Origin of the sequence: Neorhizobium petrolearium (genome assembly GCF_017873175.1) — a bacterium.
Taxonomy (GTDB): domain Bacteria; phylum Pseudomonadota; class Alphaproteobacteria; order Rhizobiales; family Rhizobiaceae; genus Neorhizobium; species Neorhizobium petrolearium.
In genome coordinates this window covers 83293-100283 of sequence record NZ_JAGGJW010000017.1, presented here as the reverse complement: position 1 = coordinate 100283, position 16991 = coordinate 83293, and the positions used below count along the sequence as shown (strand labels likewise).

Annotated in this window: 18 protein-coding genes and 3 pseudogenes; 12 read left to right on the top strand and 9 right to left on the bottom strand. The window is 57.3% G+C overall.

What is annotated here, in order from left to right; genetic code table 11:
- Positions 1 to 44: 44 nt before the first annotated feature.
- From J2046_RS27635 to J2046_RS27625, 3 genes are all read right to left on the bottom strand, one after another.
- Entirely contained in the window at positions 45 to 797 is a 753-nt protein-coding gene (locus tag J2046_RS27635) for a cyclic nucleotide-binding domain-containing protein (RefSeq protein WP_407722198.1), read from the bottom strand.
- 530 nt (positions 798 to 1327) lie between these two features.
- Complete coding sequence (locus J2046_RS27630; protein ID WP_210057265.1) at positions 1328 to 1642, bottom strand: hypothetical protein; 315 nt, start codon at positions 1640 to 1642, stop codon at positions 1328 to 1330.
- A 471-nt stretch (positions 1643 to 2113) separates the two neighbouring features.
- Positions 2114 to 2347, bottom strand: a complete 234-nt coding sequence (locus tag J2046_RS27625; protein WP_210057263.1) for a hypothetical protein — start codon at positions 2345 to 2347, stop codon at positions 2114 to 2116.
- A 450-nt stretch (positions 2348 to 2797) separates the two neighbouring features.
- Here J2046_RS27625 and J2046_RS27620 point away from each other — a divergent pair.
- The 3 genes and pseudogenes from J2046_RS27620 to cydB all read left to right on the top strand — a co-directional run.
- Positions 2798 to 3052: pseudogene (locus J2046_RS27620) on the top strand (IS1595 family transposase); the annotation flags it as partial.
- A 251-nt stretch (positions 3053 to 3303) separates the two neighbouring features.
- The gene (locus tag J2046_RS27615) at positions 3304 to 4728 is read left to right on the top strand and encodes a cytochrome ubiquinol oxidase subunit I (protein WP_210057261.1); all 1425 of its coding nucleotides are present in this window, start codon (positions 3304 to 3306) and stop codon (positions 4726 to 4728) included.
- Positions 4718 to 5722, top strand: a complete 1005-nt coding sequence (cydB, locus tag J2046_RS27610) for a cytochrome d ubiquinol oxidase subunit II (RefSeq protein WP_210057259.1) — start codon at positions 4718 to 4720, stop codon at positions 5720 to 5722. Before J2046_RS27615 ends, cydB begins: the two co-directional genes overlap by 11 nt.
- Before the next feature lie 315 nt (positions 5723 to 6037).
- Here cydB and J2046_RS27605 read toward each other — a convergent pair whose 3' ends face one another.
- Positions 6038 to 7135 carry an IS1595 family transposase gene (locus tag J2046_RS27605; protein WP_210057257.1) on the bottom strand — a complete coding sequence of 366 codons (1098 nt, stop codon included), beginning with the start codon at positions 7133 to 7135 and terminating at the stop codon, positions 6038 to 6040.
- Between the two features lie 133 nt (positions 7136 to 7268).
- On the opposite strand from J2046_RS27605, the gene J2046_RS34400 reads away from it, so the two are divergent.
- The 3 genes from J2046_RS34400 to J2046_RS27590 all read left to right on the top strand — a co-directional run bounded on the left by J2046_RS34400 (position 7269) and on the right by J2046_RS27590 (position 9542).
- Positions 7269 to 7637: a LysR substrate-binding domain-containing protein gene (locus J2046_RS34400; protein ID WP_210057255.1), complete on the top strand. Its 369-nt coding sequence runs from the start codon at positions 7269 to 7271 to the stop codon at positions 7635 to 7637.
- Between the two features lie 172 nt (positions 7638 to 7809).
- The gene (locus tag J2046_RS27595) at positions 7810 to 8634 is read left to right on the top strand and encodes a sugar phosphate isomerase/epimerase family protein (RefSeq protein ID WP_210057254.1); all 825 of its coding nucleotides are present in this window, start codon (positions 7810 to 7812) and stop codon (positions 8632 to 8634) included.
- Positions 8634 to 9542 carry an aldo/keto reductase gene (locus J2046_RS27590; protein WP_210057252.1) on the top strand — a complete coding sequence of 303 codons (909 nt, stop codon included), beginning with the start codon at positions 8634 to 8636 and terminating at the stop codon, positions 9540 to 9542. Before J2046_RS27595 ends, J2046_RS27590 begins: the two co-directional genes overlap by 1 nt.
- A gap of 279 nt (positions 9543 to 9821) precedes the next feature.
- Here the strand turns inward: J2046_RS27590 and J2046_RS27585 are convergent.
- The 3 genes and pseudogenes from J2046_RS27585 to tnpA form a co-directional block, all read right to left on the bottom strand.
- Positions 9822 to 10475 (bottom strand): annotated as a pseudogene (locus tag J2046_RS27585) (transposase domain-containing protein); the annotation flags it as partial.
- Positions 10476 to 10544: 69 nt separating this feature from the next.
- Positions 10545 to 10898: an IS66 family insertion sequence element accessory protein TnpB gene (gene tnpB, locus J2046_RS27580; protein ID WP_210057251.1), complete on the bottom strand. Its 354-nt coding sequence runs from the start codon at positions 10896 to 10898 to the stop codon at positions 10545 to 10547.
- On the bottom strand, positions 10895 to 11284 hold the full coding sequence (tnpA, locus tag J2046_RS27575; protein ID WP_210057249.1) for an IS66-like element accessory protein TnpA: 390 nt from the start codon (positions 11282 to 11284) through the stop codon (positions 10895 to 10897). The genes tnpB and tnpA overlap by 4 nt, the downstream gene beginning before the upstream one ends.
- 118 nt (positions 11285 to 11402) lie before the next feature.
- On the opposite strand from tnpA, the gene J2046_RS27570 reads away from it, so the two are divergent.
- The 6 genes from J2046_RS27570 to J2046_RS27545 all read left to right on the top strand — a co-directional run bounded on the left by J2046_RS27570 (position 11403) and on the right by J2046_RS27545 (position 16431).
- Positions 11403 to 11990 (top strand): hypothetical protein, encoded by a 588-nt coding sequence (locus J2046_RS27570; protein ID WP_210057247.1) that lies wholly within the window; start codon positions 11403 to 11405, stop codon positions 11988 to 11990.
- Entirely contained in the window at positions 11987 to 12376 is a 390-nt protein-coding gene (locus J2046_RS27565) for a hypothetical protein (RefSeq protein ID WP_210057245.1), read from the top strand. The genes J2046_RS27570 and J2046_RS27565 overlap by 4 nt, the downstream gene beginning before the upstream one ends.
- Before the next feature lie 346 nt (positions 12377 to 12722).
- Positions 12723 to 13382: a hypothetical protein gene (locus J2046_RS27560; protein ID WP_210057243.1), complete on the top strand. Its 660-nt coding sequence runs from the start codon at positions 12723 to 12725 to the stop codon at positions 13380 to 13382.
- A 169-nt stretch (positions 13383 to 13551) separates the two neighbouring features.
- Positions 13552 to 14205: a hypothetical protein gene (locus tag J2046_RS27555; RefSeq protein WP_210057241.1), complete on the top strand. Its 654-nt coding sequence runs from the start codon at positions 13552 to 13554 to the stop codon at positions 14203 to 14205.
- A gap of 443 nt (positions 14206 to 14648) precedes the next feature.
- Entirely contained in the window at positions 14649 to 15332 is a 684-nt protein-coding gene (locus J2046_RS27550; RefSeq protein ID WP_210057239.1) for a hypothetical protein, read from the top strand.
- A complete protein-coding gene (locus J2046_RS27545) occupies positions 15286 to 16431 on the top strand; it encodes an XRE family transcriptional regulator (protein WP_210057237.1) in 1146 nt (381 codons plus the stop codon). The genes J2046_RS27550 and J2046_RS27545 overlap by 47 nt, the downstream gene beginning before the upstream one ends.
- A 132-nt stretch (positions 16432 to 16563) precedes the next feature.
- Here the strand turns inward: J2046_RS27545 and J2046_RS27540 are convergent, their stop codons facing one another.
- Together J2046_RS27540 and J2046_RS27535 are read right to left on the bottom strand one after the other, a co-directional pair.
- The gene (locus tag J2046_RS27540; RefSeq protein ID WP_210057235.1) at positions 16564 to 16728 is read right to left on the bottom strand and encodes a DUF5368 family protein; all 165 of its coding nucleotides are present in this window, start codon (positions 16726 to 16728) and stop codon (positions 16564 to 16566) included.
- Positions 16725 to 16981: pseudogene (locus J2046_RS27535) on the bottom strand (pyridine nucleotide-disulfide oxidoreductase); the annotation flags it as partial. The pseudogene J2046_RS27535 and the gene J2046_RS27540, both read right to left, overlap by 4 nt.
- Positions 16982 to 16991 lie beyond the last annotated feature (10 nt).

Here is a 16991-nt window from a genome sequence, read left to right as displayed (position 1 = left end):
CAGCACGTCCTCCCGGCTTCGCCTCGCCTGTGAGTGACCCAGACCTAATGGCGGCGTGGTTCACGGAGAGCGAGCAAGTCGCCGGGCAGGTCTTCATGATCATCGCCATCGCCAGTAAGTTGAGCCAACATGCCGGGCCGCTCGATTCTGATCGTATGGCGGAGGCCAGGATTTTCGAAACCAAGAATTCCTTTGTTGGCCAGTTTCGTAACGGTCCGAGAGACGGTCTCGATCGTGAGGCCCAGATAGTCGGCAATATCAAGCCGGGTCATTGGCAGCTCAATGATCGTGCATCCGGGCACCGTGTTTCGCCTCAGATACTTGACGAGGAAGGTGCACAGACGTTCCTCCGCGCTCTTGCTCGATAACAGTACCATTTGATCTTGCGCCGCAGCCATTTCGTCGCAAACGCGAGCGAAGATGACAGGACGCAGCCCTTCGTCGGATGCAACGGCGGCATCGAATTGTCGGCGCGCCAACCTTTTGACAACAGACGGAGTTATCGCTTCGGCGCTGTAGAGATAACGACCGCGCAACGACACTCCGACAATATCTCCAGCGTCCAGAAACCCGGTAATGACACGCCGTCCGCCGGAAATGATCCGGAAAACTCGAAGTGTTCCCTCAACGACTTGAAAGACGTGCTTTGCGTCGTCGCCTTCGAAGAAAAGCGATTGGCCAGAGGCTAAATGTTCGACAGGCTGTTTGACGAAAAGACGGTCGAGGCAACTGGCTCCATTCGCATGCGGCGTCGGTTTATGAGTATGAACAGTATTATAAGGATTGGCCATGAACATGATGCAGTCTCCGTACAGTCGATGGTGCAAACTTGCGCCAGACCGGTAACAGCCGAATGCTGTTGGCGTGAAACATGGTTCGATTGTGTAACAATTGGTAACCGGCGAGCGACGCAGGCTGTGCATGGCTGCGCCGCTAGAGCTCCATCGTCCGCACTCGCACGCGCCAAGTGCCCCCTTAATACGCCGATTTGTCAACCATCCCTGCGGGCTTACTCAGACTCGCGCTCGACAGACTGCACCCCGCAGTGCCTGGGTCCGTGCGACCCGCTCATGTGTGTAATCGGCGGCGCCACGGACTTACCACCGTGAGCCTGCCCGGAATGCGGCCCCGTCGGAGAGAGCCACCGCTCGGCAATTATTCCTGCCGAACCTCGCTCCCGCCAATGGCGAAGCTTGGGCGAAGGCTCACGGAATGGTTGACTTCGATAAGAATACTAGCTCGTGCCTTGCCACAAACGGCCAGGGCGCCTACTTGCAGAGAATTGACATCTGTCAATATGAGCGGCAGCGGATGGGCTAAACCTCAATTAGCGAGATCGAAAATTATGCGCCACTACGCCATCCTTAAAACGATCGAGCATTTTCGAGCGCGACTTGCCGACGAGACCAATCCAGATCAGCGGGCCAAACTCAAGGAACTCATTCAGCGAGAAGAAGAGAAGCTCTTGGAATTGGCCAAAAAGCATGAACATTAGACTGGCGAAGCAGCGTGGGAATATTGCTGGTCCAATAAAACAAGGAGGTGCCCCACGATTCTTGGAATCGCGAAGGAAGCGCCGCACCGATCCATCGGTCCCTAAGCCAAGAATCCGCGGAGCAAGATCGTCGAAATTCGAATACATCTAAACGCTCTCGCCACGAGACCCAGCGGCAGACGAGGACAATGTGGAATCGAGAACGATGGGCCAGAACTGCCTTTCGGTCAGGGCATCAACAAACGCTCCGTTTTGCCGTCTCGAAAGTAGCCAGGAATTCCCTAGGCGATCTTCATAGAAGTATCGTATTTTTGGCCTGCTCCCGGTTTTTCGGACACAAGGTTGATCCGACAGTTCGCCCCTGTGGCACTCCGAGTTATCCGATACTTCCTTTGTTAAACGACAGCTCCTATTTCCGCTCGCCCTCGGCATCGGGGTCGAGAAGGAATATTAGCTTGCCAAAACAAGATATTGCTCACGTCATTTTCAACGGAAAATCTCGGAATTCTGCGAAGTGCGCATCGCGCCAGTCGCATCGAAACGGGTCCTGGAGAATATCAGACCCTATCTCATCAGCCTCATTATCTACCGAAAGTGACCTTCACAAATGTCGCGCAATCATCGCGCCGCCTCATCGCCGCTTGGCCAACGCAGGTCTGCACGGGGTGCATCCCGGAACATACGGAACCGGCGCCGATCCTGCGAAGCCAGCTTCTGGGGTGACGCGCTACATGCCCATTCTGCGGAAACCAGTTCCGGGATGCCGACGGACGCGAAGTCCCTTCCCTTTTCCAGCAATATCGCGTTGCGGCTCTGCGCGGCGAAAAGCTGCTCACCGATGAAGCCGAACATGGCTTAAAGACCTGGGCATCGCCAGCCGGAATTGTACGTCTGCAACTCATACGGAGCGCAGTACTTCCGTTTCCAGGCGAGGACGAACTGTGGAGTTCAGGGTGCTGGGGAAATCATTCCGGAACTCGATGACCTCCTTGCCGAAATATGCACCAGCTTTCCAACGCCGCAAAACCCGGTTTTGCCGTTGCATTTGCGCCCTGCCCTCCTGGCCGGTGTCGCGATGGTGCATTCTGGAGGAGCAGAAATGCTTGATATGCTGCGTCAGTCCACGTTTGGATTGCATCGGCATCGTTTCGACGGGGAAGCAATGCCGTTCTTCATCAACGCATCCCGCAAAACACTCCCGCAGATGCAGTTAATTTGAAAATTTGGACGCCTTCATTCTCATAATTAAATGCCCACGTTCTGCCAAACCGCCGCATTCTTGCGTGTAAGTGCAAAGCGACAGGCGTTTTTCATCACATCAGCCCGCAACTTGCCGATCTATATTTTCACGACATCGGGTTCCGATGGGCGTAGCGCGCTGTCGCCGGCCACGTGTTGTGAAAGAGCAGAAACGGCAGGAAATTTACGAAAAATCTCTGGTCACGCGTCCCTCCTGCATTACAATTGCAGCAGGTGTTCCGCGGTGCTACCGGCCGGCGAATGCGTCGCTGCCATGACGGAGGCATCACCATCAAATCTGCCGTAGCTGTCTTTGGTTGGCAAAGGCCGCGCGTCTGCGGGAAACCAACGCTATGCCCTCAACCTCCAGCAGCCGGTAAAGACAAGTGGCAACTCTACGATCTGGCCCGACAATGGGCGTGGCATTGAGACGTGTGGCATAGGAAGGTCTTGGCTAGTATCAAGGCGCGCCTACTTTATGGCGTAGTGCCGATGGGCACTATGCACGATTTTATGTTATGAAGTCAGGCTCCGGCAAACCGAGCCGAAGCCTGCGCCATGGAGCCGTCATGACCTTTCTAGGTCTCGAAGCCGAGATTCTGGCGCGAATACAGTTCGCTTTTACCGTCTCGTTTCATTTTCTCTTCCCGGCCTTTTCAATTGGTACCGCGAGTTACCTGGCCGTTCTGAACGGGCTCTGGCTCTGGAGCCGTGACGAAGCCTATTTCAAGCTTTTCGAGTATTGGAAGACAATCTTCGCCGTGACATTCGCCATGGGCGTCGTTTCCGGCATCGTCATGAGCTATCAGTTCGGCACCAACTGGTCGTCGTTTTCCGACAAGGCGGGACCCGTCATCGGTCCGCTGGTCGGCTACGAGGTCCTTACCGCTTTCTTCCTGGAGGCGGGCTTCCTCGGGATCGCCCTGTTCGGCCGCAAGCGTGTGGGCAACGCCGCCCACATGGTGGCCGTCGCCATGGTAGCGATAGGCACATTGGTCTCGGCCACGTGGATCACTTCGGCGAACAGCTGGATGCACACACCTGCCGGGTTCAGCGTCGATTCCAACGGCGTTTTCATTCCCGAAGATTGGTGGCAGATCATCTTCAACCCGTCGTTTCCATACCGGATGACCCACACGGTTCTGGCGGCCTTCCTCACCACGGCCTTTGCCGTCGGTGCTGTCGGGGCTTGGCACCTCCTGAAGGATCGGCAGAACCGTCAGGCGCGGATCATGTTTTCGATGGCGATGTGGATGGCGGCTATCGTGACCCCGATCCAGATATTCGTCGGCGACCTGCATGGCCTGAATACGCTTGAGCATCAGCCCGCGAAGATCGCTGCCATGGAAGGACACTACGAGACGCACACGGACGGCGCGCCGCTCGTCCTGTTCGGCATTCCGGACGACGAGGCGGAGACCACGCGTTACGCCGTGGAGATTCCAAAGCTGGGTTCACTGATCCTGAAACACGAGCTCGACGGCGAGATAAAGGGGCTGAAGGAATGGCCGCGTGACCAGCGTCCTCCGGCGCTGATGCCTTTCGTCACCTTCCGGATCATGGTCGCTCTGGGATTGCTGATGCTCGGGATCGGCTTGTGGTCTCTTTGGGCGCGGTGGAAGGGAAAGCTATACGACACGCCGTGGCTTCATCGCGCTTCCGTCTGGATGGGGGGATCCGGATTCGTGGCGGTGCTTGCCGGATGGTACACGACCGAGGTCGGTCGCCAGCCATGGACGGTCTACGGGCACCTCAGGACCGCCGACAGCCTTTCTCCCGTCTCCGCTCCCGCCGTCGGAACGTCGCTTCTCATATTCATCGCCGTCTACTTCATCGTCTTCGGCGTTGGAGTCTACTACCTCATAAAGCTCATGCGCAGGCCGCCGACGCCTCTGGATAGCGATCAAGAACTTGATGCCGGGCCCATCAGGACGGCAGGTGTCACGCCCTGCGTCACCCAAGAACACCCACTTGGAGGACATCATGGCCATTGACCTCTCTTTCGTCTGGGCGGGCATCATCGCTTTTGCCGTCCTTGCCTATGTCGTCCTCGACGGCTTCGATCTCGGAATTGGCATCGTCTTCCCGTTCTTCAGCAGCCGGCGCGATAGAGACGTGATGACGAACTCCATCGCGCCGGTCTGGGACGGCAACGAGACGTGGCTGGTGCTCGGCGGTGGCGGTCTCATGGCCGTGTTTCCGCTTGCCTATGCCATCATTCTTCCAGCGCTTTACATGCCGATCATCCTGATGCTGGTCAGCTTGATCTTCCGGGGAGTCGCCTTCGAGTTCCGTTGGCGCACCCACCACGAGTCCCACCTGTGGGACTTCGGCTTCTGGATCGGATCATCTGTCGCAGCCCTCATGCAGGGGATAGCTCTGGGAGCGCTCGTCCAAGGCATCGCCGTCGAGGGCCGGCAATATGCCGGCGGCTGGTGGGACTGGCTCACTCCGTTCTCGATCCTGACCGGAGTAGCCGTCCTTGTGGGCTATGCGCTGCTTGGCGTCACCTGGCTCAATCTGAAGACAAGCGGCGACATCCAGGCGCGCTCTGCCAATTTGGCGCGGCCCCTCAGCCTCGCGCTTCTGGCGCTGATCGGCGTCGTGTCGCTCTGGACGCCGTTCATCAACGAGATGTACTTCGAGCGCTGGTTCGGGTGGCCGACGGCCTTCTTCTCGTCCTTCGTGCCGTTGCTGCTGGCACTTTGCGCATTTGTGCTCTGGCATGGGCTCACCCATGACAAGCACGTGCAGCCCTTCCTGGCAGCGCTCGGTCTCTTCGTTTTGAGTTTCGCAGGCCTCGGGGTCAGCTTCTATCCGTACATGATCCCCGGCGTGCTCACGATCAAGGAGGCCGCGGCACCGGAAAGCTCGCTGAAGTTCCTGCTCGTCGGCGCGGTCATTCTCGTGCCGATGATCCTGGCTTACACGGCTTACGCCTATTGGGTCTTCCGCGGCAAAATTGACCCCGAGGAGGGATACCACTGATGAACGACACTATCCGCAAGACCGCATGGTTCGTCGCTCTGTGGCTGGCGGGTGTTAGCACGGTCGCAATCGTCGGCCTCATTATCCGCGCCCTTTTGACCTAAGGGTTTGCCTGCAGCGCGGCGACCAGGATGAGACGCGGAGCGGGATCAGGTTGACGGTGCGATGACAGCTGCAAACGTCAACGCACCGCGCCCGCGCTTGTGTGTGAGGGACTTTTTGGCAGCGGAACCGATCAAATCATTCGGCCACGCAAATCTTCCTGCGCAGTATGGGGTCAGAACAAGAGCAGTCCGAAATCGTACGCGGCCTTTATCAACCAAAGACAGCCACGGCGGATTTGATAGTGATGCCGCCGTGGTGGCTTCGGCGCATTTGGCGGCCAGTGGCAGCACGGAACACCTGGAGTAACTGCAGCGCCGGCGGCACCCGTGACCAAAGGGTTTTCATGCTTTCCTTGCCGCTTCTGCTCTTTCGCACGGCTTGACCGGTGACAATACGCTGGGACCAACGGAAGCCGATTTCATGAAAATAAAGGTCTGCAAGTTCTGGGCTGATGTGATGAAAAACACCTGCGATGGTTCGGCGAACTCGAGCGTTGAACCCTTCGACTGAATTGACGTGGACGGAATCCCGGACATATTCGCGACTGGAGTGGTTGACCGTCTCATGTGCGGCAAAGCTTTCGCCTACAGCCACGAACGCCTTAGCCTCGTCACTCATCAAGTGCGCATGCAGCTCAACTTGTGTTGTCATTGCGTTCACGGCAGCACGCAATGAAAGGCCGGTCACGACAGCGGCGCGGGCATCACCCGCTTTTGATCCGGGAGTGACGTCTGCCGGTCGCTGCACGATTCCCACGACCGGCGTCTTTTCCGTTTTTGCCTGCCCCTGGCGGCCTCGCCCCGGTGGCGGCCCATCAGGTTGCTTTCTTGGCCTTCCACCAAGATAGAAATGGTCGACTTCCACCGTGCCATCGAGCATGTGCTCGCGCGCCACCATGAGGCGGAGCGCATGACCGATCCGCCAGGCGGTCGGTTGGCTCACCCCGAGTGTCTCGGCGAGACGGATCGAGGACAAGCCTTTGTCCGATTGCAGCAACAGCCACATCGCCTTGAGCCATGTGCGCAAGGGAAGTTTCGTGGCATGCAGAGGTGTGTGCGTTGTCACCGTGAATTGGAAACGGCAATCACTGCTGGAGCATTGATAGAGACCGGGACGCGCACGGCGCTTGCCTACGTCTCGGCCAGCTATCGCGATCGAGTGTTTGTAACCACAGGCCGGACAGATCCTGCCATTCGGCCACACCATGCTCTCCAGCAAACGACGGCAATGCTCTTCGTTTCGGAATGCGGCAATCATGTCTTCAACTGTTCGAATATTGGAAAGCGTTGCCACTATCATTTCAGACATAATCGTCACCTCCGGAGCGGACCGCAGAATCGCACGGAAAGCGGTGTATCACAAGGATATTGCTGTCTTTGGTTGATAAAGGCCGCGTACGATATCGCACTGCTCTTGTTCTGGCCCCATCCGCGACATCGAAGTGAAATGGTACACGGGCCAAGACGCCGATCCGTCCCAACACACACCCGTCCCGTTGGTGATGCAGAGCCTTGACGGACCGATTGCGTCGCAAATGACCCAGGCGCTCGACCAGAAGGGGCTAAAGTGGGAGCCGGTCCTGGTCACCGATTCTTCCCTGACGATTGAAGCTGCCGTCCGCGGAGGTCACGCCGTGACAGCCTTGCCCGTCTTCGATACGGCAAGCCCACCGAGTCAGCTCAGAGCATTGGAGCCAAAAGACGGGTTCCCAACCCTGGCGCCTCTGACTTTGGCGCTGGTCACACCGCTCGGGACGATCAGTCTGGCAGGCCAGAGATTTCGTGAACTGCTATTGTCCGAGCTACGTTGATCCAACCACTCTGCGCATGTCGGCGGCTCGGTTCGAATTTGACCTGCCAAAATGCAGCAACCAAGAAAACGCACTTGTGAATTCGTTCTACATATGAAACTAAGGAGTTGCAGCCAATCCAGCCAAACTGCTCTTCCTGAGCGCCTTTCGTCGAACATCGGAACGTATATCGGTGACCATCCACTCTCTTCATCACCTAACGATGATCTACGCCCATCCGCGAGACCTCATCGAGGCGGCGGCCGCAGGCGGGTTCAGCCATTGCGGCATCCGCCTGGTCGCTCCAAGACCGGGCGATCCCTTGGTCGACGTCCTTAACGAGCCGGGCGGCATCGGAGCCATCGAAAACAAACTTCGCGAGACCGGCGTCAAGCTCCTCGACATAGAAGCGATCTGGATAAGCCCCGACACAGAGGTGCCCCGACTCAGGCCGGCGCTCGAAGCTGGCGCCCGACTTGGCGCGAGCCACGTGCTCGTCGTCGGCAACGATAACGACGCGGCCAGGCTCCGGGCGAATTTCGCGGCGATCTGCGCGATGGCCGAGCCGCTGAACCTGATCGTAGCACTCGAATTCATCACCTATTGCAGTGTTGGTTCGCTCGACAAGGCGGCGGCTGTGGTGACCGATGTCGGTGCTCCGAATGGCCGACTGCTGATTGACGCCCTGCAGTTCTTTCGCTCCGGCGCCGCGCCGGCAGACATTTCCGCATATGATCCGGCGCTCTTCGCCTACATGCAGATATGCGACGGTCCTATCGTGGCGCCGGCGTCGCTCGAGGACCGGCGAACCGAGGCCAGGGAAAACCGACTGCTGCCCGGACAAGGAGAATTTCCTCTCGCCGCGCTGGTCGACGCGCTCCCGGCCGGGATGCCGCTGAGCGTCGAAGCTCCCAGCAGGACCCTGCGCGGACTTGATTTTCGCGAGCAGGGCCAGGTCGCCGGCGCGGCGTTGCGTAAGTTTCTTGAAGTGTCCGATATCAAGAGGAGACCGGTTTGATGAATGCGCCTGTGATTTTCCCGACGCTGGGTATTGGTGCCGGAAGCTTGGCGAACGCTGGGGGTGAAACCGCCTTTATCGAGACTGTTCGCGCAGCCTGGGCAGCCGGGATCCGGTATTTCGACACGTCAGCCTTTTATCTCGGCGGTGAGAGCGAGCGAAGACTGGGCGACGCCCTCAAAGGCTTTTCGCGTAACGAGCTCCGCGTGACCACGAAGCTCGGGCGATACCAAAACCACACCGGTTCGAGCATTGATCCGCAAAACAAGAACAGCTTCTTCGATTACTCGGCCGACACGACGCGGCGATCGGTGGAACGGAGCTTGGCACGGTTGGGTGTCGAGCGTCTCGACGCCGTTTTCATTCATGATCTGGATCATCGGATCTGCGGTGCGGATTATGATGATCTCGTCAAGGCTGCGCGAACTGGCGCATATCCGGAATTGAGGCGGCTCAAGGACGAAGGAGTTGTCGGTGCGATCGGTGTTGCCGCGATGGATTGGCGCGCCTGCCTCGAACTCGCGGAGAGCGTCGAACTCGACGTGGTGATGCCGGCAGGTGAGTACTCGCTTCTGCGTGTCGCGAGCCAGCCACTGCTCTCGTTTTGTCAGGCAAATGACATCGCCTGGATCGCAGCATCGCCGTTCAACTCTGGAATTCTCGCCACCGGCGCAAGAGAGAACGCGTTCTACGACATGCGGCCGGCGACGCCGCCAGTGCTCCGGCAGGTCGAGGCGCTTGAAGAAATCTGCAGAAAGCACGATGTGCCGCTTGCCGCTGCAGCGCTTCAGTTTCCAGCGCGTCATCCGGCGGTTTCGAGCGTGGTCTTCGGCGCGAAATCGGTCGAAGAGTTCGACGAGACTCTCTCCCTTGCCTCGGCCAAACTGCCAGTGTCGCTTTGCAGTTAATCGTGAGAATCGCCTGTCAACGATTTCAGAAGGTTAGCTGTACACATAGTTTGAGAATGTACAGTTAAATTGAGATTCAAGATGGGTCTTTGGCATTTAATGTGAGAACCGGGCGCAGCAGCGTAACGGCGTAGAATTTACCCACGACGGCGCATTAAATTCAAAGAATACAGGGCGTTCGTGTTGACGCGATTGCAGTTAATGTGAGAATCCGGTCGCTCGGATTCTCACCTTTAAATGCCAAACCTGGCCGAAACAGCCGCATTCTCACGTTTATCTGCCAAGCGACATCATAATCTGGGCCTGACGGTAAAGCGGAAGGTGATCGGCATACTTGGAGACCAGCACATGGGCGACGGTCGCTTCCGTCGGCAGCCCAGCCTGGATCAGCCGTGCTGGTGCCGGAGCTTGAACGACACCGTCAGTGCAGGCACGACAGGCATATTTGGGGCGACGGGTGACGAGGACGCGGAACTGGGCGGGGACCACGTCCAGCCGTTCGGAGACATCCTCGCCAATGTAATGCAGGCAACCGCCGCAGGCGCAGATTAGGCTGTCCGGTTCGATCACCTCTTCGAGACGCGGAAGATGCTTTGGAAGGGAGCCGCGATTGATCGCGCGTGGCTTGGCAATCCTGTTTCCTGCAGGAGTGTCCGCCTCATCCTCGGCATGGATCACGGCCATGGCCGTTTCCAGGTCTTCGAGCGCCAGGTCGAATTGGTCAGGATTGGTCTTCTCGGATTTGCGTCCGAAGGCTGCCTGCTTGAACGCTGCGACCAGCTTCTCAAGCCGCTCGATGCGCTCATCTTTGCGGGCGATATGCTCGTCTTTGCTGGCTATCGCGACGTCCCTGGCCATCTCCCGGGCCTGCGCCGCGATCAGCATCGCCTTCAGGGCGGCAACATCATCGGGAAGGTCTGCGGCATCAAGCATAGCCGGAAGCTATCAAATCCGGAGCCGATTTGCCTCTGCAATTTGCGGTGCTGAGTCATCGTGCCGCAGCTATTCGATGACTTCCGGCGCTCTAGTCTGGACGGCATGAACCCGCCGCCAATCGAGGCCTGCGAACAAAGCTTCGAACTGGGCGTGAGTGAGAGTCATCAATCCATCCTTGATGCCTGGCCAAGTGAAGGTGTGCTCTTCCAGCCTTTTGTAGGCCATGACGATCCCGGAGCCATCCCAGTAGATCAGCTTCAAACGGTCCGCCTTGCGTGAGCGGAATACAAAGACCGTTCCGGTGAACGGGTCCTTGTGCAGCTCGTTCTTTACCAGCGCCGCCAACCCGTCATGTCCCTTGCGGAAATCCACGGGTTTGGTCGCCACCATGATCCGCACGCGGTTCGAGGGAAAGATCATGTTGCCACCGCCAAGGCGCGAGCGACGGCCGCGATCCGGGACGCAGACGCTCCTTCCTCCAGACGAATGGTGACGGGACCTATGACAATCTCGGGGCGCGTGGCAGCCTTTACCGTCGGCGGCTCCGGCAATGGCGTGTCGATTACCATTGCCGCAAACTCGACCGCGTCTTCCGGCTCTGGCAACACCAACTTGCCTTGCCGCGCCAGCGTGCGCCAGGAAGACAAGTGATTGGCCTTCAGCCCGTAGCGCCGCGCGACTTCATTAACCGTTACGCCCGGACGTAAGCTCTCGGACACTATCCGTGCCTTGACCTCATCAGGCCATTGGCGATGCGCCTCACGCCTGCTCCGCCGCGTTGTGAGAACCTCCAACGTATGCTCCATGGAGAAACTCCTTCTCGCTCATCCATGGAATGTCGATCACAGATCAGGCGGCGGCTGCCAATGTGGGGGCAGGACACCGGTTACCTATAGGATCGAATATCGGACAGACGACGCAGGCGTGGCACTGTCGCTTTCCGTCCACGCGCCGAGGTACCGGAAACCTCCCGCGACTCAATCTGTCGAATGCCCAGGCTGCGGCCTGACCTATATGAAAGGCTCTCCGACCGACGAGCGCGAACATCGCAGGGCCCATCGTCGTTGGTCTGTTGTGAACGACCCCAAGCCGCATCGCAAGCTGATCGATGCTCTGGTCCGCGATACTGACGCTTGCTGGGTCGGCGCCGACGCGCCAGGCTGGAAGCGGAAGGAAGTCTACGAACGCGCCCGGCTGTTCCGACGCGAGTTCGGGTACGATTTCTTGCAGTGGTCCATCGAAGACGATCCGGACGCAATCGGCTTTCTGTTTTCGGACGGGATAGGCAGGATTATCGGGGCCTGCGCATTCCGGCCGCAGCTGGGGAATGCGGACCGCCCATGGCGGCTCGATTGGATCTGGCTATGCCCGGATGCACGCAGGTCGGGCTCGCTGAGGCGGGAATGGCAGCGGTTTCGCCATCGCTTTGGGGATTTCGACGTCGAACCTCCGCTATCTGAGGCCATGAAGGCCTTCTTGATCAAGCAAGGCCGTGGCGATTTGATAAGATGATCGCCGCCAGACAGATCGTGGGGAAGGACAACAGGGTGAGAATTGAAAAAGCCGAAGTCGAAAACTACGGCGTCTATCTCAAAGACAAGTCGCGACCACCGAGCCGTGGTGGCAACAAGAAGGCTTGGCATCAGCATGTGTTGACGATTGGTGGCGAAAATTATTCATTTCTAGCCGCCTGGTCTGGCAAGTTTGTCTTCAAGGGAGAGACCGTCAGCTTCGACTGGGAATGGGACAGCACCCAGAAGTATCGGAATGTCGATGCTGTCACAGTCGTAGCCGTCGGCAAGGACGGCAAAGAGAAGCGACGCGGCGAGCGAGGAGGCAAACCATGGCGAACGGCAGATACCCGGCCTCCGAGCCGGCGCAGCGAGTGGAATGATTGAAGATCTGACAATCGATCTTGCATTTTTATGCTGATCAACGCCAAGCGAGTGGCCGTTTTGCGCCCTTTAAGAATCCCAGGAGTACCGGGAGGACGGGATCACGACAGCACGGGAATACGTGGAGTACCTCGAGGCGGATACAAGCGTCTGATTTTTCAGTATTTTTCGAATTTCCTTGCGCCAAATCGCGCAACTGATCGGATTTCGCCGCGCGAATTGAGCGATTCCCAGGCGCATGGAGGCCCGACTGGCCTATTTAGAAAGCGCTATTTGAGGAGCGCAATCCCTCATTGCCGATCTCGGACCGTTCGGACATTGTGAGTCCAAGAGATGAACAGTAAGGGTGATGGAAATGCCAAATGGCAGGCAGGCGTCGGTCAAACGGCTGAAGATGGCGGAACGGGCGCAGCAACAGCTGGAGCTGCACTTCCCTGGAACACCGGCGACCTTTTTGTGGCATCGCAAAACCAACGACGGCTTCACCACTGTCGCCAGGACACTGCCGATCGCCATGCAGATCATCGACTCACAGACGAAGGGCAGCCCTGCCGGCCACACTCTGTTTGGTCTTTGGGCACGAGCTCCGGATTTCCCGTTCGTCACGATCGAAAACCCTGCCACTTTTGCCGCTGAAGCCGGCTTCACGGGAGAGCGAGCGGTCGACACATGGCGCAAGCGCATGAAGGCGTTGCGGGACCTCTGGTTTATTGCCTGCAAGAACGGACCGTCTGGAGATTTCCATTACGTGATGCTCATAAACCCGAACGTCGCGGTCGAGTACCTTCAACGGCAAGGCAAAATTCAGCCCGGGCTTTATGCGCGCTTCATCGACCGCATCATTGAGATCGGAGCTTACGGCGAGATCGAAGGCTTTCGCGAGTACATGCAGGCTTTGGACGAATACAACAAGGCACAAGCTGAAGCGGCCAAGGCAGCGGCTGAAGCCGGCTCTGCTGTGCCTGAGAACGACGGTATCGTCCCAGCAAACGCTGAGGCAACGGGATGAGCGGTTCCAAAAACGAGAAAAGCCCGCCAATGGCGGGCCGTTCCCTTGTATCGTATGACGATGAGGGTGGTGTTACCCCGCGACCTCACGCGCCTTTCGATAAATAACATAGTCCAAACCAACCGTCGCTGTCAATGAACGTGTCGGCAACTCTATAAGGAATAAGAAGATGCCGTTCACTCCAGAAGAAATTCACAGCCTTCCTGCGGTTTTGTCAGCGCCGAGATTCGCAACCTATCTGGCGGAGAAGGCCAGCGACAAGGAAGCGGCCCTAGAGCTCTACCGCTGGAACATGGAATTGTCGGCCGCTTTTTTTGTTCCGCTCCAGATATGCGAAGTGAGCGTCCGCAATTCAATAGTTGCGGCGATCGAGAACACGTACGGAGCAAACTGGCCGTGGGAAAAAGGCTTTGAGATCAGCCTTCGAAACCCTCAATTTGGCTATAGCCCTCGCCGGGACCTGATCGGACTGAGCAAATTGCCGACATCCGGGAAAATTGTGGCAGAACTCAAGTTCGTGTTTTGGGAACGAATGTTCACCAAGAGCCATGACGCCGCCGTCTGGAACCAGCAATTCATGACGGTTTTCCCTAACGCCGATTCCGCGAAAACCGTTCAGCAGCTTCGCGGGGAAGGCTTCGACAAGCTTGGAAAAATCCGTGATCTGCGCAACCGCATCGCCCATCATGAGCCGATCTTCCGGCGTAACATTCAGGATGAGTACGACCGGGTCAGATCCATCGTTGCCTGGACCGATGTGACGGCTGCGGACTGGCTGGACAAAGTTGAAAATGTCACAGCGATGATTGCTACCAAACCATAGCTTAGCCGAAGAGTGCGTCGTTCGCCAACATAATCGGATTGTCGTGTTAGTTCGGATCGGTCGGCCGAGCGCGGGAGCGCGACTAAATGCAATTGCCGTCTGAGCGATTGAAGTAGACACCACCATCTGCGCGCCTTGAGGGCCGCACAATCATCTACCCACTAGGCGCTGATTAAAACATCCGCGCGGCTTAGTTTTCCTCTCCACCCTTCTTCGCGCTCATCAACATTGAGCCGATCCATTCCAGCGCCGGAATACCACCAGGATACCAGATGAGCGCGGATTCCATGGACGATGAACCGCGCTTGGTGTGGACAGCGAATCTTCATGAAATAGCCGTCGAGCCCTCTCCAGAGAACGGATTAACAAAAATATTCATCACCTGAATATTTTTTTGAATATTTTGACATGATGCTGCAACGACGATATATGGAGAGTGTCAAATGGTAGAAGGCGATTCGCACTTGAACAGAGACAACGCACTACTTGCTGCTCGAGAACGCTTCGAAGCTCCAATTTGGGCGCTAATTAGCGAGCTGGAAGGCACCTTGGCCGATTTCGCGAAGGTCCGGCATGTGAGCTTGGGTGACCCAAGGGCCACCGGATCGGTACTTAACGGGGCGATGATGGAGGCCGCGGCTGCGGCCAAGCTCAACGATCGCGGACTGAGCATCAACTATTGCGAAAATGGTCAGAGCAATAAGATATTCGGTGAACTCATTATTGACGGGAAAGTCTTCACTGTCTGCTTTGAGCTTCATCTTGCCGGGCCGCGGGGCGGCACCTCGAAAGCTGCGCATCAATTCGCCGCTTACGATATTGAAAGCGAGCCCACCCTTCCCGGCTTCGAGGTGGAGGCACCATCCGACCTTCTGTTTTTCATTGCCTGTCATCTCAGTGGCACCGGCGCTTCGGTCGCCCGGGCATTTTTGAAGTTTGCCGATAAGGTCGATCAACGGAAGATTGAGATCCACCGCGAATTGCCCGGTAAAGCCGCTGGCGCGTTGGAGACAGGTCCTATAGATGGGCCGCGCGGAACCAAGTTGTCGTTGAAGAAGGAAAAAGGGGACGAGTTCAACCATGGCGGCAAAACCGATAAACGGGGAGATGCTGCTTCTAGCTCGTAACAGACGCGGAAAGACCCAAAAGGAATTGGCCACTGGAACCGGGGTTGCTCAAGCAGCAATTTCTCGCATCGAAAACGGCACTCGAGACGTGCTTTCGTTGGAAGAAATCCAATCGATTGCGCGCTTTTTGGGATTCCCGGTAAGCTTTTTCTACGAGCAGGAGCTGCTATACAGAACACCAATGAGCCTTCACGGGGCAGCTTTTCGAAAAAAGGCCGCCGTTTCCGCTAAGGATCAACATGCTGTCATTGCGCTCGCCAACCATTTCGTATTCCAGTTCCGCAGGCTGCTCGACGCGATCGATTTGGAACCCGAGTATCCGCTTCTCCAATTTGAGGTCGTTGATAGCCATTCGAGTGTGAGTGAGCACGCCAGCGCAGTCACCTCGGCCAGCATGGCGGCCCTTCATGTGCGCGCTTCCTGGCAGTTGGGGGATACTCCAATCGGCAACTTGGTCCGTTATGTTGAATCAACGGGCATCCTCGTTGTCGAAGGCGACTTCGGTGAGGCCGACATCGATGGCGTTACGCTTCGGCCGGCGGGAATGAAGCCGGTCATTGTACTCAATCAGAACCGACCTGTTGATCGAAAACGCTTTAGCTTGGCCCATGAATATGGACACGTTGTGCTTCATCCCTATCCGTATGAAGCGATGGAGAAAGAGGCGAATGAGTTCGCTGCGGAACTGCTTATGCCACGCTCGGGGATCCTGGCAGATCTAAAGCGTGGGCTTTCAATTCCGAAGCTGGGGCCACTAAAGCAAAAATGGCGGGTCGCTATGTCTGCCTTGATCTACAGAGCGAAGACGCTCGGGGTAATCCCAGATGAGAGCGCGACACGGTTGTACAAGCAGATGAGTATGTATGGGTACAGGACACGAGAGCCTAAAGAATTTGATATCCAGCCGGAATCAGGGAAGCTCAGTAGACAGCTTATCGATCTTCATATGGAAGAACTCGGCTATTCCCTCGAGGAACTGGCTCACGCGCTTCGAACGGATCCAATTGAATTTGCTCAAATGCATGGCCTTGCGCCACCCGAAAATGTTACCAAGGGGGCAGACAAGCCGAAGCTGCGGCTTGTAGCGAGCCGCGACTGACGCTGGACTGCATTGGAGTTACCGGGCCTGGAACGCGAGGTCCGGTGGCTCGATTAATTCGCGGCTCATCACCGCGACTTAATGGAAGTAATTTCGTCGCCTTCCGGTCCGACCGGGCTCGCGTCAAGCGGATTAGCGAAGCTCAAACTTCTTCCACGACACTCGCCGGTCGCGGATCGACACATAGAGATAGGCGAGCGTGACGAGCGCCGCGACGGCGACCATCACCCAGAACAGCGTGCGCCCGAAGATCTCCTCGAACACCGCGGTCATCGTCCCGAACGTCAAATCCTTCATGGCTTCCTCCTGCAGGCGCGGCCGCGCAGCATGGCATTGTAGGTGGGCTTCAAGGCGATTTCCTTCATCAGCCACGAGATCCACAACTCCTCAAGTGGTGCCATGATGCCGGGGAAGGACGGCGTGAGATTGTTGTTGTAGTCGAACTCGACCAGCATCGCCTTGCCGACACGGGTGATCAGCAGGCAGGAGGTGTAACCGTCGTAGCGCGCAGACTTTCCTTGCCCTCGATCTGGGCCGCTAGTTGGTCGACCCCAAAGACA

Bases quoted from the DNA above. Each gene is read 5' to 3' on its own strand.
- J2046_RS27545 (WP_210057237.1), top strand. From the start codon at position 15,286: ATGGCGGCAAAACCGATAAACGGGGAGATGCTGCTTCTAGCTCGTAAC.
- J2046_RS27540 (WP_210057235.1), bottom strand. From the start codon at position 16,728: ATGAAGGATTTGACGTTCGGGACGATGACCGCGGTGTTCGAGGAGATC.
- J2046_RS27625 (WP_210057263.1), bottom strand. From the start codon at position 2,347: ATGTTCGGCTTCATCGGTGAGCAGCTTTTCGCCGCGCAGAGCCGCAAC.
- J2046_RS27605 (WP_210057257.1), bottom strand. From the start codon at position 7,135: ATGTCTGAAATGATAGTGGCAACGCTTTCCAATATTCGAACAGTTGAA.
- cydB (WP_210057259.1), top strand. From the start codon at position 4,718: ATGGCCATTGACCTCTCTTTCGTCTGGGCGGGCATCATCGCTTTTGCC.
- J2046_RS27630 (WP_210057265.1), bottom strand. From the start codon at position 1,642: ATGTATTCGAATTTCGACGATCTTGCTCCGCGGATTCTTGGCTTAGGG.
- J2046_RS27565 (WP_210057245.1), top strand. From the start codon at position 11,987: ATGATCGCCGCCAGACAGATCGTGGGGAAGGACAACAGGGTGAGAATT.
- tnpB (WP_210057251.1), bottom strand. From the start codon at position 10,898: ATGATCTTTCCCTCGAACCGCGTGCGGATCATGGTGGCGACCAAACCC.
- J2046_RS27590 (WP_210057252.1), top strand. From the start codon at position 8,634: ATGAATGCGCCTGTGATTTTCCCGACGCTGGGTATTGGTGCCGGAAGC.
- tnpA (WP_210057249.1), bottom strand. From the start codon at position 11,284: ATGGAGCATACGTTGGAGGTTCTCACAACGCGGCGGAGCAGGCGTGAG.
- J2046_RS27550 (WP_210057239.1), top strand. From the start codon at position 14,649: ATGGTAGAAGGCGATTCGCACTTGAACAGAGACAACGCACTACTTGCT.
- J2046_RS27555 (WP_210057241.1), top strand. From the start codon at position 13,552: ATGCCGTTCACTCCAGAAGAAATTCACAGCCTTCCTGCGGTTTTGTCA.
- J2046_RS27635 (WP_407722198.1), bottom strand. From the start codon at position 797: ATGTTCATGGCCAATCCTTATAATACTGTTCATACTCATAAACCGACG.
- J2046_RS27615 (WP_210057261.1), top strand. From the start codon at position 3,304: ATGACCTTTCTAGGTCTCGAAGCCGAGATTCTGGCGCGAATACAGTTC.
- J2046_RS27560 (WP_210057243.1), top strand. From the start codon at position 12,723: ATGGAAATGCCAAATGGCAGGCAGGCGTCGGTCAAACGGCTGAAGATG.